The organism is Streptomyces sp. VRA16 Mangrove soil, from assembly GCF_017377775.1.
In the GTDB taxonomy this organism is placed as follows: domain Bacteria; phylum Actinomycetota; class Actinomycetes; order Streptomycetales; family Streptomycetaceae; genus Streptomyces.
This window is the reverse complement of the sequence record NZ_JAFVLN010000010.1, coordinates 126,992-141,158: the sequence shown is the minus strand read 5'-3', so window position 1 is coordinate 141,158 and position 14,167 is coordinate 126,992. Positions and strand designations below refer to the sequence as shown.

Sequence of the window (14,167 nt, the reverse complement as noted above, 5' to 3'; positions counted from 1 at the left end):
TTCAGCGGCGCGCCTCTCGGCGAGGTTCAGATCCCGCGGGCCCGGACCGCACTGCGATCGCGGGCGCGGACGAACTCGTGGGCGGGGTCGGGGTACACGCTCCAGGGCAGGCTGCCCGCATGCCCGTCCACCAGCCGGAACTGTTCCAGGGCCGCGTCGTGGCGGCCCTGGAGGTGCAGGGCGTACGCGAGCATGTGGCGGGCCTGGGGAAGACGCGGGTCGTGCGGGTCGGTGGCCTGTGCGGCCGCCACATCGACCAGAGCCGAGTCCGTCGCGGCCACCACGTCGCGGCGCCGGTAGAAGGAGCGCCGACGTGCGGGCCGCAGGCCCAGGGTCCGCTCGAAGCAAGCGGTGAGCGGTAGCACGGACAGGAGATCTCCGGGGTGTCCCGCGGCCGCCGCGGCGCGGGCGAAGGACTCCGCCTCTTTGTGCGACCCATGCCATTTCGCGCACAAGTACTGCAGGGCCTGGTGATGCGCCCTCGCATGGGTCGGCGCGCGCAGGGCGATCTCGGTCCACAGGGCGTCGAGGTCCTTGCGGGAGTAACCGAGGCCGCGGGCGACCGGCAGCTCGGCGATGTACGGGCACGGGTCGTGCCCGGCGTCCCGCTGCGCTGTGTGGCAGGCTTCCCGCGCCCGGTGCAGGACCCGGTGGAAGTCCGCGAACTGACCCTCCGAGGTGTGTGAGGCGGCGTGGGCGCCGCGCATCTGCCAGGCCGCGGTGACCAAACGGTGGGCGCGCACCAGGGCCATGTCGCGATCATCGGGACGGGCCGCGAGCCAAGCGGCCAGGTGACCGTCCGTGCCTCCGAGCAGCAGGGCGCGACGGTCGCGCTCCTGCCAGTCGTTCCCCGCCTCGGCCAGATAGCGGGGCGCGGCCTCCCAGTCGCCGTCCCGTACGGCCCGCACGACCTGCTGGTCCTCGGGCGTCACGACATCCGTACGGGCGCCGCTGACACGCTCGTACGGCACAAGACCGAGCCGCTCGGCGAAGGCTGCCGGACGGATTCCGAGCAATCGGACACGTACGCGCACAGCGCGCAGACATGAGCCCATCGAGCGTCCCCCCCCCACAGGAAGCGAGAAGTCATCAAGCCGGAGAAGTGGCTGGTGAGAGCTGGCGTGGGGGGACCCGGAGTATGGCACAACAAAGGGAGGGCCGTTTTCACGGGCCCTCCCTCGGCTGCGGGGTGCGTCAGGCCGACAGCGTCGCCGGGCTTCCGCCGTTCGCCTCGTACCCCGCGACCGCGAGCGCCCGGTACACCGCGTACGACGCCGCCGGGTCCTGCTCCGACGTCCACGGGACCGCGCCGACGTGGCCGTCGACGTGCACCAGCTGCTGCATCGCCTCGGCCCAGCGCTCGCTGCGGACCAGGAAGAAGACCAGGAGGTGGCGTACGTGGGCGAGCATCGGGTCGTCCGGTCGGGCCGCGCTCACCGCGAACAGGGCGCCGTGCAGCGCCTTGGTGACGACCTCGCTCTCGTAGAAGCCGCGCACCAGGTTCAGGTCGGGCAGGTGCTCGTAGAGGGCGAAGAGGGGGAGCGCGGCGAGCAGCGAACCGCGCGGGGCGCGCGCCGCGGCCGCCTCAGCGAAGGCGAACGCCTGATCGCGCGAGCCGTGCCACTTCTCGCACCAGTAGCGCAGCCCGGCGAGGTGCGCGCCCATGTGGCCGGGCGCCGTGTCGAGGATCTTCAGCCAGACCTGCTCGAACTCCGACTGCGAGTAGCCGAGACCACGGGCCACCGCGAGATGCGTGATGTGCGGGACCGGGTCACCGGGGGCGAGCAGCGCGGCCTGGTCGCAGGCGTTGCGGGCCTCCTCCAGGATGATCCGCTGCTCGTCGTCCGTGCCCCCGTTGCGCCAGGCCTGCTGCACCAGGAACTCGGCGAAGACCTGCGCCCCGCCCGCGTCCTTGGGCGCCTGCGAACGCCAGGCGTGCAGCCACCCCGCCCCGAGCCGCGGCGTCTGCTGGAGCTCGATCGCGGCCGCGCCGGCGATCGCCTGCACCCGCTCCCAGCGGGCCTCGGTCTCCTTGCCGGTCCCGGCGAGCAGCTGCTGCGCCGCCGTGAAGTCCTGATTGCGCTGGACCACGGCCATCACGTCGAGCAGATCCTGGTCGGGCCCGGGGAGCCGGACGTCCAGCTCCTCCTGGCGCATGAAGCCGTAGTTCGCCGGGTCGGCGGCGTCCGGCGATCCCGGCGCCACCTGACGGATGCCGCCGCCCCCGCGCCTGCGCAGCATCACCACCCAGGCGATCATCAGCACGGCCATCAGCCCCCAGAGAATTCCCATACCTTCAAAGCTAACCGAGCCCTGGCCGAGAGCCCCTCTGCCCTACGCTCGGCCCCATGAGCGACACGCACGGCAACCAGCCGGCCCCCAGGGGCTTCGAGACCACCGCCATCCACGCCGGAAACACGGCAGATCCCGTCACCGGCGCGGTGGTCCCCCCGATCTACCAGGTCTCCACGTACAAGCAGGACGGCGTCGGCGGTCTGCGCGGCGGTTACGAGTACAGCCGCAGCGCCAACCCGACGCGCACGGCCCTCGAAGAGAACCTCGCGGCGCTGGAGGGCGGCCGCCGCGGCCTCGCCTTCGCCTCCGGCCTCGCCGCCGAGGACTGCCTGCTGCGCACCCTGCTGAGCCCCGGGGACCACGTGGTGATCCCGAACGACGCCTACGGCGGCACGTTCCGGCTGTTCGACAAGGTCGTCTCGCGGTGGGGCGTCGAGTGGTCGGTCGCCGACACCAGCGACCCGGCCGCCGTCCGCGCCGCGCTCACCCCGAGGACCAAGGCCATCTGGGTCGAGACGCCGTCCAACCCGCTGCTCGGCATCACCGACATCGCCGCCGTCACCCAGGTCGCCCGGGACGCCGGCGCCCGCCTCGTCGTCGACAACACCTTCGCGAGCCCCTACCTCCAGCAGCCCCTCGCGCTCGGCGCGGACGTCGTCGTGCACTCCATGACGAAGTACATGGGCGGCCACTCGGACGTCGTCGGCGGCGCGCTCGTCGTGAGCGACACCGCGCTCGGCGACGACCTCGCCTACCACCAGAACGCCATGGGCGCCGTCGCCGGGCCCTTCGACGCCTGGCTGGTGCTGCGCGGCATCAAGACGCTCGCCGTCCGCATGGACCGGCACAGCGAGAACGCCACCCGCGTCGCCGACATGCTCACCCTCCACCCGCGCGTCACCAAGGTCCTCTACCCGGGCCTGCCCGACCACCCGGGCCACGAGACCGCCGCGAAGCAGATGAAGGCGTTCGGCGGCATGGTGTCGTTCCAGGTCGAGGGCGGCGAGGAGGCGGCCGTCGAGGTCTGCAACCGGGCGAAGCTCTTCACCCTCGGCGAGTCCCTCGGCGGCGTCGAGTCCCTCATCGAGCACCCGGGCCGCATGACGCACGCCTCGGCCGCGGGCTCGGCCCTGGAGGTCCCCGCCGACCTGGTGCGCCTCTCGGTCGGCATCGAGTCGGCCGACGACCTGCTCGCCGACCTGCAGCAGGCGCTCGGGGACTGAGCGTTCACAGGCCGGTCAGCGGTGGAGTCGTCGTCGACGGCGGCTCCACCCACGGCCGCGCCATCGTCGCCCAGACGATGAACGCCACCACAGCGGCGAACAGCACGCACCACAGCAGCCGCCGCGCGATCCGGTGCCTGCGCAGCGCCCGGCCGCCCCTGCGCATCGCCTCCGCGCACAGGTCCGGAGGGACCGGGGGCGGCGGCGCGGAGTCGAGGACGGCGCGCACAGACGCCTGTTTACGGTCTTCGAGGCTCATACCGACGCCGTCCCTTGCAGCGGTGGCGCGGGCGCGGGCCCGCGCGGCGGATGCAGGACCAGGCCCATCGCGCGCGTGTGCAGGGCCCTGACCCGCTCCACGGGGAGCCCGAGCAGCGCGGCCACCTGTTCCTCCCCGACGCCCTCGAACAGGCGCAGTACGAGGACGAGACGTTCCTGCGGGGAGAGCGCCCCGAGCACTCCGCCGTCGCGGCGGTGCCCCGGCCGGAGCGGCCAGGTGCCGCGGGCGAAACGGACGGCCAGGTCCTTGCGGGCACAGTCGTAGGGATCCTCCCCCCGAAGGCGGTCCCAGGACGCGTACGTCCGGGCGAGGGAGGCCGTGAGCAGCTTCTGTGCGCGGGGATTGCCGTCCGGCGGCTCGGCGGTCAGCAGCGTCGCGGCATGCAGCAGCCGCCCAGCCGCGCCCGCGACGAACGCCTCGAACTCACGGGCCCGGCGGGCATCCCTGGACGCCTGCCGTTCGCGCACCCTGTCATATGAGGCCTGCCGCGGCCCCCTGGTCAAGAGGTGGGAGCCGCGGCTGTGAGGACGTTACGGACGTACGGGGTCAGGAGGCCGCCGGCGGGGCCGCCTGGCCCGACTGACGTGCCGAGAGGGCGGAGTTGAAGCGCGTGAGGAGCGCGCAGAACTGTTCGCGCTCCTGCGGGTCCCAGTCCTGCGTCAACTGGGCCATCAACTCCCGCCTCGACGACCGTACTTCGTCGAGCCGGGCGAGGCCCCGAGGAGACAGCTGGAGCACCACGGCCCGGCCGTCCTCGGGGTGCGAGGTGCGCTTCACGAGGCCCGTGTCGACGAGCGGGGCGACCTGGCGGGTCACCGTCGAGGAATCGATCCCCATGCTCGCGGCGAGCGCTTTCACGCCCATCGGGCCTTCTTTGTCGAGGCGGTTGAGCAGCAGATACGCGGCTCGGTCCATCGAGTTGCGCACCTGCCCGACCCCGCCGAGCCGGGTCTGTTCGGCGCGACGGGCGAAGACCGCCACCTCGTGCTGCAGCGTTTCGAGGAGGCCGGTGTCGCCGGCGGTCGACATGTCCATCGTTTCCTGGGGTGTGGGCATGGCCGGGGGCTCACTTCATGCGTGGGTGGTGGATTGCACTGGATTGGGGCACAGGGTACGCGGCGAAAGCGCTGGCCGTACCGGCCGTGCGCAATCCGGTCTCGGAGCGTGAACATCACGGGTCACCTGCGGCGTGAGCTGCGAGACTTCGGTCATGAGCTACAGCGCGTCTGACTCCTTGCCGTTCCCGGCCGCCGTCACTCTGGACGACGTGCGCGGCGCCCAGAAGATGCTGTCCGGAGTGGCGCGGGTGACAACGATGGCGCACAGCCACCACCTCTCCCAGCTGCTCGGATCCCCGGTCCATCTGAAGTGCGAGAACCTCCAGCGGACGGGTTCCTTCAAGCTGCGCGGCGCGTACGTCAGGATCGCGGGGCTGCTGCCCGAGGAGCGGGCGGCCGGTGTGGTCGCCGCCAGTGCGGGCAACCACGCACAAGGAGTGGCCCTGGCGTCCTCGCTCCTGGGCGTGCGCTCCACGGTGTTCATGCCGGTCGGCGCGCCCCTGCCGAAGGTCGCCGCGACCCGCGACTACGGCGCGGAGGTACGGCTGCACGGCCAGGTGGTGGACGAGACCCTGGCCGCCGCCCAGGAGTACGCGGAGGAGACCGGCGCGGTCTTCATCCACCCCTTCGACCACCCGGACATCGTGGCCGGTCAGGGCACCCTCGGCCTGGAGATCCTGGAGCAGTGCCCGGAGGTGCGCACGATCGTCGTGGGCGTCGGCGGCGGCGGGCTCGCCGCCGGGCTCGCCGTCGCGGTCAAGGCCGTGCGCCCGGAGGTGAAGGTGATCGGCGTGCAGGCGGCGGGCGCGGCCGCCTATCCGCCCTCGCTCGCGGCCGGGCACCCGGTGTCGATCGCCGCCCCGGCGACGATGGCCGACGGCATCAAGGTGGGGCGCCCCGGCGACGTACCGTTCGGCCTCGTCGCGGACCTGGTCGACGAGGTCCGTACGGTGACCGAGGACCAGCTCTCCAGCGCCCTGCTGCTCTGCCTGGAGCGCGCCAAGATGGTCGTGGAGCCGGCCGGCGCGAGCCCGGTCGCCGCGCTCCTCGGCGACCCGGAGGGCTTCGAGGGCCCGGTCGTGGCGCTGCTGTCGGGCGGCAACGTGGACCCGCTCCTGATGCAGCGCGTCCTCACCCACGGCATGGCCGCCGCGGGCCGGTACCTCTCGCTGCGGCTGCGCCTGACCGACCGCCCCGGCGTCCTGGCCACGCTTCTCGGGGTGTTGTCAGTGGCCGACGCTAACGTCCTCGATGTGGGCCACGTACGGACCGACCCACGGCTCGGGATCACGGAGGCGGAGGTGGAGCTGCACCTGGAGACGAAGGGCCCCGCGCACTGCGCCGAGGTCGGCGCCGCGCTGCGGGAGGCGGGCTACACCGTCATCGACCAGGCTTCGTAAAAGCGTTGCCGATACGCGATACATCGCGATAGCTTATGGCCCCCGTCACACCTTGCCCCATGCTCCGCCGGGCATTCGAGGCCCGAAAATTCTAGACTTTCTTCGCATACAGGTGCGAAGTGTGCTCCCGACGCACGAGACACACAAGGCACATAAGGCACACGAGACACACGAGGAACAGCGCACGTAGATCGCTTCAGCAGACTCGCCCGACCATTGGGGGAACCACATGCCAGGCGCCATCTACGCCGAAGGGCTGGTGAAGACCTTCGGCGACGTAAGGGCTCTGGACGGCGTCGATCTCGACGTCCCGGAGGGCACCGTCCTCGGCCTGCTCGGGCCGAACGGCGCGGGCAAGACCACGGCGGTCCGCTGCCTGACCACGCTCCTGACGCCGGACAGCGGCAAGGCGGTCGTCGCGGGCATCGACGTCCTGAAGAACCCGAACGAGGTGCGGCGCTCGATCGGCCTGTCCGGCCAGTTCGCCGCGGTCGACGAGTATCTGACCGGCCGGGAGAACCTCCAGATGGTCGGGCAGCTCTACCAGATGCGGGCCAAGGAGGCGAAGGCCCGCGCGAGCGAACTCCTGGAGCGGTTCAACCTCGCGGACGCCGCGGACCGCCCCTCGAAGACGTACTCCGGAGGCATGCGCCGCCGCCTCGACCTCGCCGCCGCGCTCGTCGTCTCGCCGCCGGTGATGTTCATGGACGAGCCGACCACCGGCCTCGACCCGCGCAACCGGCAGCAGCTGTGGGAGGTCATCCAGGAGCTGGTGGCGGGCGGCACCACCCTCCTGCTCACCACCCAGTACCTCGAAGAGGCAGACCACCTGGCGCACGACATCTGCGTTGTCGACCACGGCCGCGTCATCGCCCGCGGCACCTCCGACCAGCTCAAGGCGCAGACCGGCGGCGAGCGCGTCGAGGTCGTCGTGCACGAGCGCGAGCACATTGCCACCGCTGCGGACCTCTTGAACAAATACAGTCTGGCCGGATTCGGCAAGGGCGAGGCGGCCGTCGACCAGCACACCCGCAAGCTGACCGTGCCGGTCACCGGCGGCGCCAAGCTCCTCGCGGAGGTCATCAGGGACCTCGACGCGCGGGGCATCGAGATCGACGACATCGGGCTGCGCAGGCCGACGCTGGACGACGTGTTCATCTCGCTGACCGGACACATGGCGGAGGACGCGGACGAGAACGAGGAGGCCGCGAAATGAGCGTCGTCACCGACACCGTGCGCGTCCCGCGGGCAGCGGGCGGCATCGGCCAGTCCGTCCGGGACTCCCTGGTCGTCGCCAAGCGCAACCTGATCAGGATGACCCGGATCCCCGAAATGGTGATCTTCGGCCTGATCCAGCCGATCATGTTCGTGGTGCTCTTCAGCTATGTCTTCGGCGGCTCGATGGTCGTCGGCAACTCCACGGACCCGGCCGACTACCGCAACTTCCTGATGGCGGGCATCTTCGCGCAGACGGTCACCTTCGCGACCGCGGGCGCCGGGGCGGGGATCGCCGACGACATGCACAAGGGCCTGATCGACCGGTTCCGCTCGCTGCCCATGGCCCGCGGCGCCGTGCTCACCGGGCGCACCATCGCCGACCTGGTGCAGACGGCGCTGACCCTGTTCGTTCTCGCCGTCGTCGCGCTCCTGGTCGGCTGGCGGATCCACGAGGGCATCTGGAAGGCGCTCGGCGCCTTCGGCCTGCTGCTCCTGCTCGGTTACGCGTTCACCTGGGTCGGCGCGCTCATCGGCCTGTCCGTGCGCACCCCCGAGGCCGCCACGTCGGGCGGCCTGATCTGGCTCTTCCCGGTCACCTTCGTGTCGAACGCGTTCGTGGACTCCAGCAAGATGACCCCCTGGCTGCGCCACGTCGCCGACTGGAACCCGTTCAGCGCCACCGTCCAGGCCTGCCGCGAGCTCTTCGGCAACCCCGGAGTGTCGAACTCACCGGCCTGGCCGATGCAGCACGCGGTCTGGGCCTCGCTGATCTGGTCCGTCCTGATCATCGTCGTCTTCCGCACCCTCGCCGTCCGCAAGTACCGCGGCGCCACGGCCTGAGAGCCTGTGTCCGACGCACAGAACGGCGGGGCCCCCGGAGTCTCTGCTCCGGGGGCCCCGCCGTCGTGTCACAGGGGCGGTCAGCCGTTGTACGGCTCTGCCTTCAGGATCCTGACCGACGCCTTCTTGCCGTTCGGCAGCTCGTACTCGGCGTCCTCGCCCACCTTGTGGCCGTTGACCCCGGAGCCGAGCGGCGACTGCGGCGAGTACGTCTCGATATCGGCGCTCGCGTACTCGCGGGAGGCGAGCAGGAACTCCAGGGTGTCGTCCTCGTCGCCGTCGAAGGCGATGGTGACGACCATGCCCGGCGCGACGACGCCGGACGTCGTCGGGGCCTCGCCGACCTTGGCCTTCTCCAGGAGCTGAGTGAGCTGGCGAATGCGGAGCTCCTGCTTGCCCTGCTCCTCCTTGGCCGCGTGGTACCCGCCGTTCTCCCGCAGGTCGCCCTCTTCGCGCGCCGCGGCGATCTTCTGCGTGACTTCCTCGCGCGCGGGACCAGACAGGTACGCCAGCTCGTCCTTGAGCTTGGTGTACGCCTCCTGCGTCAGCCAGGTGACGTCTTCGCTGGTCTGGGTCACAGGTCGCTCCTCGTAGGTACTGGGAATACAAAGCATCGCCCTACCCAGAAGGATGTTCCCTCACGGGTGGGCGAAACCACGAGCCTAACAATTCACACAGCAAAGGGGGAGGACATAAGTCATCAATGTTATGTCCGTGCAGGTCAGCCGAGCAGCCGAGCCGTCAGTCGGCGTGACAGCCGACGAGTTCGGCCGTCGTGCCCCGGCCACCGGCCGTACGCAGCGTGACGACCTTGTCGACGCGGCTCCGCTTCTGGTCGAAGTGGAAGTCGGCCCGGCCCACCTCGGCGCCGTCGGCGTCCTGCGAACGGATCGTGCAGTAGCCGGTGGCGTCGGTGTCCTTGCGGATCTCCAGGTGCACCTTGACGTTGTCGTCGTACGTCTTGAACGCGATGACCTCACCGCTGAACGTGTTCCCGCCCACGTAGTACCAGCCGAACCAGCCGATCAGCGCGGCGAACAGGACGCCGAGGACGATCCCGGCGATCTTCAGCTTGCGGTCGGCGCGGGCGTCGGCGGAACGGGCTGATCCGTAGCGGCCCTCGGGCAGGTGCTGCTGCACGGCGCTCATCGGCCAGTTCCTCTCGCATCGCCCGCCAAGATGTGGGCACCGGAATTTTCCGCCCCCCGGTTCGGTCACTATAGAAGCCGCCCATTGCGCCGATTCACACCAGGGCGCCTTATTCCACTGAGGATCTTGTCTTGACTGAGCAGCTGCGACTCATGGCCGTTCACGCCCATCCCGACGACGAATCGTCGAAGGGCGCGGCCACCATGGCCAAGTACGTGTCCGAGGGGGTGGACGTGCATGTCGTGACCTGCACGGGAGGCGAGCGCGGCTCGATCCTCAACCCCAAGCTCCAGGGCGACAAGTACATCGAGGAGCACATCCACGAGGTGCGCCGCAAGGAGATGGAGGAGGCCCGCGAGATCCTCGGCGTCAAGCAGGACTGGCTGGGCTTCGTCGACTCCGGCCTGCCCGAGGGCGACCCGCTGCCGCCGCTGCCCGAGGGCTGCTTCGCGCTGGAGGACGTCGATCAGGCTGCGGGCCGGCTCGTCCGGCAGATCCGCTCGTTCCGTCCGCAGGTCATCACGACGTACGACGAGAACGGCGGGTACCCGCACCCCGACCACATCATGACCCACAAGATCACGATGGTGGCCTTCGACGGCGCGAACGACCCGGTCAAGTACCCCGAGGACGAGTTCGGCCCCGTCTTCCAGCCCTCCAAGCTCTACTACAACCAGGGCTTCAACAAGCCGCGCACCCTCGCCCTGCACCAGGCGATGCTGGACCGCGGCCTGGAGTCGCCCTACGCGGACTGGCTCAAGCGCTGGGACGAGTTCGACCGCGTCGAGCGGACGCTGACCACGCACGTGCCGTGCGGCGACTTCTTCGAGATCCGGGACAAGGCGCTGATCGCGCACGCCACCCAGATCGACCCCGACGGCGGCTGGTTCCGGGTTCCGCTGGAGGTCCAGCGGGAGGTCTGGCCCACCGAGGAGTACGAGCTGGCGAAGTCGCTCGTGGACACTTCCCTCCCCGAGGACGACCTCTTCGCGGGCGTCCGTCACAATGCCTGATGTGAGCTACGTGAATCTGGCAATGTCCCATCTCGTCCCGCTGGCCGCGACCGAGGTCGACGAGGACAAGGTGACTCCGGGTGTGCTCGGTTTCATCGTCTTCGCCGTGATGGCGCTGGCCGTGTGGGGCCTGATGAAGTCCATGAACAAGCACATGCGCAAGGTCGACTTCAAGGAGAAGCCGGCGGAGCCGGCCGACGCGGTGCCGGGCGGCGACGCCCACAAGACGGCCTGATCCGCCGGCGCGCGGGTGCCGCCCGCCCCGCCCTCCACCGTCACGGACGGCGGGGGCGGGCGACGGCGATGCCCGGCCGTGCGCCGACCCGGTGGGCAAGCGCTGCTCCGCCGCGGAACTGGGGCGTGTCGAAAGTCCCTCCCCCAGCTACCGCTGGGAGGTGCCCCCGGCCCCCCTTCGGGCGGACGACGGGACTTTCGGCACACGGCCTAGACGGGGACGACCACCCCCATCACGTCCCGCGCGTGCCGGTTCGGCACCATGCCGAGCCGCCACGCCTGCCAGCCCGCGCTCAGGTCCACGCCGCGCTCCAGGAGCAGCCCGTACGCCTCCACGTAGTCGTCGAGCTTGCCGTCGCGCGTGGGGTTCGTGGTCCGGCCGAGCTGGGCCAGCTCCTCCTGGGCGACGGCCGCGCCGACCTCCGAACCGCCCGGTGACGCGTAGGGCAGGAGCGTGCAGCGCAGGAACGTCGCCCACTCCTCGCCGCGCACGTCGCCGTACGAGGCGAACAGCTCCCGCGCCTCCTCGCACAGCGCCACCGCCTGCTGGAGGCGCGCGTTGCCCGCGTCGACGACCGCGAGCTCCAGGCACGTCCACGCCTCGCCGTGCGCGACGCCGATGCGCTGGAAGTCCGCGCGGGCGTCCACGAGCAGCTGGCGGGCGAAGCCGGAGTTGCGCAGCGAGCCCGTCTGGAGGGCGCGCTGGTCGCGGGTGACGCGCGCCGAGTGGTGCCGGGCGCAGGCCAGCCCGTAGACGTCGCGCATCCGCGAGAACATCGTGCGGGAACGCTCCAGCTCACGGACCGCCTGGTCGAGGTTGCCGGACTCCTCCAACGCCTGGCCCAGGTAGTAGTACGTCCACGCCTCGCCCCGCGCGTCCTCGTTGTCGTGGTGGCGCGCCGCCGCCTGGCGCAGCCCGTCGACGGCCTCCGAGGCGTCGCCGTCGATGAGCCGGGCGCGGGCCAGCTGCGTCATCGCCCAGGCCTCGCCGCGGGAGTCCCGGGTGCGGCCGTACAGATCGAGGGCGGCGCGCAGCTGTTCGTCCGCGCGCGGCACGTCGCCCATGCGCAGGCAGAGCTGGCCGAGCTGGAAGTGCGCCCACGCCTCGCCGTGCAGCGACTCGTTCTCGCGGTGCAGGGCGAGGGCGTCGGTGAGCAGCTGGAGGGACTCGCGGACGTGGGCGCGGTCGCGCTCGACGGCCGCGAGCGCGTGCAGCGTCCAGCCCCGGTCGCCCTTCGTCTCCGGTGTCGTCTGCAGGTCGAGGGCCTCCCTCAGCTTGGCGGTGGCCTCGGTGAGCTGGCCCTGGTGGTGCAGGGTGATGCCGAGCGAGCACAGGGCGCGGGCCTCGCCCGCCTGGTGGTGGGCCTCGCGGTAGAGGTCGACCACCGAGGACAGCGTCGTACGGGCCTTGTCGAGCTCGCCGAGCTGGCGGGCCGCGATACCGGTGCGCCACTGGACCGAACGCACCAGCAGGCCCTGGTCGATGGCCTGCGTCAGCTCGCTGATCTCGCCGAGCCGGTAGAGGTCGCCGCGCAGCAGGCAGTAGTCGCACAGCGCGCCGAGCAGCCCGAGGACCGCGTCCTGGTTGACGCCCTCCGCGTGCCGCAGCGCCGCCGTGATGAAGCTCGACTCGTCGTCCAGCCAGCGCAGCGCGGCGTCGAGCGACGTGAATCCGTGCGGACCCATCTGTCCGGCCCGCGTCGACATGTTGCCGTCCACGAGGCGGATCACCGAGTCGGCGAGTTCCGCGTAGTTCTTGATCAGCCGCTCCTGCGCGGCCGTGCGCTCCTGCGGCTCCTCCTCGTCGGTGAGCCGGGCCTGCGCGAAGGCGCGGACCAGGTCGTGCAGCCGGTAGCGGCTGCCCCGGACGCGGTCGACGAGGCCCGCGCGGGCCAGCGCCGTCAGATGCCGGGTCGCCTCCGCGTCGTCCGTGGCCAGCAGGGCCGCCGCCGCTGCCGCGCCGAGCGAGGCCCGGCCCGCGAGCGCGAGCCGGCGCAGCAGGCGCCGGCCCGCCTCGGACTGGTCGGTGTAGCGCAGCCACAGGGCGCGCCCGACGGGGTCCACGGGCCCGTACGCGCTCAGGTCCGCGGCCAGCTGACGCGGTGAGCGCGGCCCGATGGCGGACCCCGCGATGCGCAGCGCCAGCGGGAGTCCACCGCACAACTCCCTGATGGCGTCCGCCGATTCGGCGTCGTAGGGGCCGCTCATGTCCTCGGCGGCCTCGCGCAGCAGCTCCTCCGCGCCCGCCGGGTCCAGCGCCTCGACCGGCATCTGGTGCACCCAGGCCGGCACGTCGCCCAGTTCGAGGGGCTCGCGGGCCGTCACGATGACGAGGCTGTCGGAGCGCTCGGGGACGAGGGTGCGCACCTGCGTGGCGTCGTCGGCGTCGTCGAGGACGATCGTCACCGGCAGGCCCGTCAGATGCTGGTGGTACAGCTCGCTGAGCCGCTTGACCTGCTGTTCCGGCGTGGAGCGCTCACGGAAGAGCAGCTGCTCGCGCGGCGCGCCGAGCCGGTTCAGCAGATGCAGCAGCGCGTCCCGCGTCGACAGCGCGGGCCCGTCCGCCCGGTCGCCGCGCAGATCCACCACGCACGCCCCGCGGAACTGGTCGCGCAGCTCGTGCGCCGCCCGCACCGCGAGCGTGGTGCGCCCCGCGCCGGGCTCCCCGTGCAGCACGACCACCGTCGGCCGGGTCTGCGTGCTGGCCCGCGCCGCGTGCACCCACTGCGCGATCTGTGCCAGGTCGGGCCTGCGCCCCGCGAACGGGCCCTCGGGCTGCGGGAGTTGGCCGAAAGACTGCTCCAGGACGCTTCTGCGCCGGGCGGCCGCGCTGCGGTCGGGCCTGCGTGCGCCCGGCCGTACCGTCTTGCCGGTCGGCCCCGTGGACGCGGCGAGCACCCGCTGCTGGTCCAGGAACGGCCGGATGCCCCGCACCTCAAGGGCGGTCAGCCACTGGAGCCTGAGCTGTTCGGGCCCGCCCGGCTGGTTGCGCGCCCCGGCGCTGCGGCTGGCCTCCGGCACGTGCGCCGCGGTCACCTTGAGGACGGTGGCGGCGGCGCCGAACACCGCCACGGCGGCGCCCGCGCCCAGGGCGACACCGGTCCCGGTCCCGAGGACCAGGTCCGCGAGGGCCGCGGCCACGGCCCCGACTCCCGCCACGGTCAGCGGGGTCGAGCCGCCCTCCTTGGCGAACCGCTCCCCGAACGACATCTGCCCGGCCTCGGCCTCGTCCAGGGCCTGGGTGTACGCCGTGTACTCCTCGGCCGCGCTGTTCGCCATGCCGTCCAGCGCGCCCCGCGCCCGCGTGAGCAGCACCCCGCCGTCGGCCCGTCCGCCGGACCTGCGCACTTCTTCCTCCACGGCCCGGGCCAACAGCCGCTCGGCCTCCGCCCGATGGCTGTCTCGCATCATCCGTCCCCCTCCGGTGGCGATACTTCCGCGTCAAGTGTCCTGCGTA

The 14,167-nt window shown here is 71.6% G+C and carries 14 protein-coding genes; 6 read left to right on the top strand and 8 right to left on the bottom strand.

What is annotated here, in order from left to right; all coding sequences use genetic code 11:
• Window positions 1–26: 26 nt before the first annotated feature.
• A complete protein-coding gene (locus tag J3486_RS26175; protein WP_207824392.1) occupies window positions 27–1,016 on the bottom strand; it encodes a hypothetical protein in 990 nt (329 codons plus the stop codon).
• A 178-nt stretch (window positions 1,017–1,194) separates the two neighbouring features.
• Window positions 1,195–2,292: a hypothetical protein gene (locus J3486_RS26170; RefSeq protein ID WP_207824390.1), complete on the bottom strand. Its 1,098-nt coding sequence runs from the start codon at window positions 2,290–2,292 to the stop codon at window positions 1,195–1,197.
• Window positions 2,293–2,348: 56 nt separating this feature from the next.
• Here J3486_RS26170 and J3486_RS26165 point away from each other — a divergent pair, with 56 nt between their 5' ends.
• Window positions 2,349–3,518: a cystathionine gamma-synthase gene (locus J3486_RS26165; RefSeq protein ID WP_207824389.1), complete on the top strand. Its 1,170-nt coding sequence runs from the start codon at window positions 2,349–2,351 to the stop codon at window positions 3,516–3,518.
• A 4-nt stretch (window positions 3,519–3,522) separates the two neighbouring features.
• Here J3486_RS26165 and J3486_RS26160 read toward each other — a convergent pair whose 3' ends face one another.
• From J3486_RS26160 to J3486_RS26150, 3 genes are all read right to left on the bottom strand, one after another.
• A complete protein-coding gene (locus J3486_RS26160; RefSeq protein WP_207824386.1) occupies window positions 3,523–3,777 on the bottom strand; it encodes a hypothetical protein in 255 nt (84 codons plus the stop codon).
• Window positions 3,774–4,265: a sigma factor-like helix-turn-helix DNA-binding protein gene (locus tag J3486_RS26155; RefSeq protein ID WP_207824384.1), complete on the bottom strand. Its 492-nt coding sequence runs from the start codon at window positions 4,263–4,265 to the stop codon at window positions 3,774–3,776. Before J3486_RS26155 ends, J3486_RS26160 begins: the two co-directional genes overlap by 4 nt.
• 79 nt (window positions 4,266–4,344) lie before the next feature.
• The gene (locus J3486_RS26150; protein ID WP_207824715.1) at window positions 4,345–4,833 is read right to left on the bottom strand and encodes a MarR family winged helix-turn-helix transcriptional regulator; all 489 of its coding nucleotides are present in this window, start codon (window positions 4,831–4,833) and stop codon (window positions 4,345–4,347) included.
• Window positions 4,834–5,008: 175 nt separating this feature from the next.
• Here J3486_RS26150 and ilvA point away from each other — a divergent pair, with 175 nt between their 5' ends.
• The 3 genes from ilvA (at window position 5,009) to J3486_RS26135 (ending at window position 8,314) form a co-directional block, all read left to right on the top strand.
• Window positions 5,009–6,256 (top strand): threonine ammonia-lyase, encoded by a 1,248-nt coding sequence (ilvA, locus tag J3486_RS26145; protein WP_207824382.1) that lies wholly within the window; start codon window positions 5,009–5,011, stop codon window positions 6,254–6,256.
• 229 nt (window positions 6,257–6,485) lie between these two features.
• Window positions 6,486–7,472 carry an ATP-binding cassette domain-containing protein gene (locus tag J3486_RS26140; protein WP_207824380.1) on the top strand — a complete coding sequence of 329 codons (987 nt, stop codon included), beginning with the start codon at window positions 6,486–6,488 and terminating at the stop codon, window positions 7,470–7,472.
• On the top strand, window positions 7,469–8,314 hold the full coding sequence (locus J3486_RS26135; RefSeq protein WP_207824375.1) for an ABC transporter permease: 846 nt from the start codon (window positions 7,469–7,471) through the stop codon (window positions 8,312–8,314). The genes J3486_RS26140 and J3486_RS26135 overlap by 4 nt, the downstream gene beginning before the upstream one ends.
• 80 nt (window positions 8,315–8,394) lie before the next feature.
• On the opposite strand, the gene greA is transcribed toward J3486_RS26135, so the two are convergent.
• Both greA and J3486_RS26125 read right to left on the bottom strand, forming a co-directional pair.
• Window positions 8,395–8,892, bottom strand: a complete 498-nt coding sequence (gene greA / locus J3486_RS26130; RefSeq protein ID WP_207824374.1) for a transcription elongation factor GreA — start codon at window positions 8,890–8,892, stop codon at window positions 8,395–8,397.
• Window positions 8,893–9,055: 163 nt separating this feature from the next.
• Complete coding sequence (locus tag J3486_RS26125) at window positions 9,056–9,463, bottom strand: DUF4307 domain-containing protein (protein ID WP_207824373.1); 408 nt, start codon at window positions 9,461–9,463, stop codon at window positions 9,056–9,058.
• Between the two features lie 131 nt (window positions 9,464–9,594).
• On the opposite strand from J3486_RS26125, the gene mca reads away from it, so the two are divergent.
• Both mca and J3486_RS26115 read left to right on the top strand, forming a co-directional pair.
• Window positions 9,595–10,476, top strand: a complete 882-nt coding sequence (mca, locus tag J3486_RS26120; protein WP_207824372.1) for a mycothiol conjugate amidase Mca — start codon at window positions 9,595–9,597, stop codon at window positions 10,474–10,476.
• The gene (locus tag J3486_RS26115) at window positions 10,469–10,711 is read left to right on the top strand and encodes a hypothetical protein (RefSeq protein ID WP_207824371.1); all 243 of its coding nucleotides are present in this window, start codon (window positions 10,469–10,471) and stop codon (window positions 10,709–10,711) included. The genes mca and J3486_RS26115 overlap by 8 nt, the downstream gene beginning before the upstream one ends.
• 209 nt (window positions 10,712–10,920) lie before the next feature.
• Here the strand turns inward: J3486_RS26115 and J3486_RS26110 are convergent, their stop codons facing one another.
• The gene (locus J3486_RS26110; protein WP_207824714.1) at window positions 10,921–14,118 is read right to left on the bottom strand and encodes a tetratricopeptide repeat protein; all 3,198 of its coding nucleotides are present in this window, start codon (window positions 14,116–14,118) and stop codon (window positions 10,921–10,923) included.
• Window positions 14,119–14,167 lie beyond the last annotated feature (49 nt).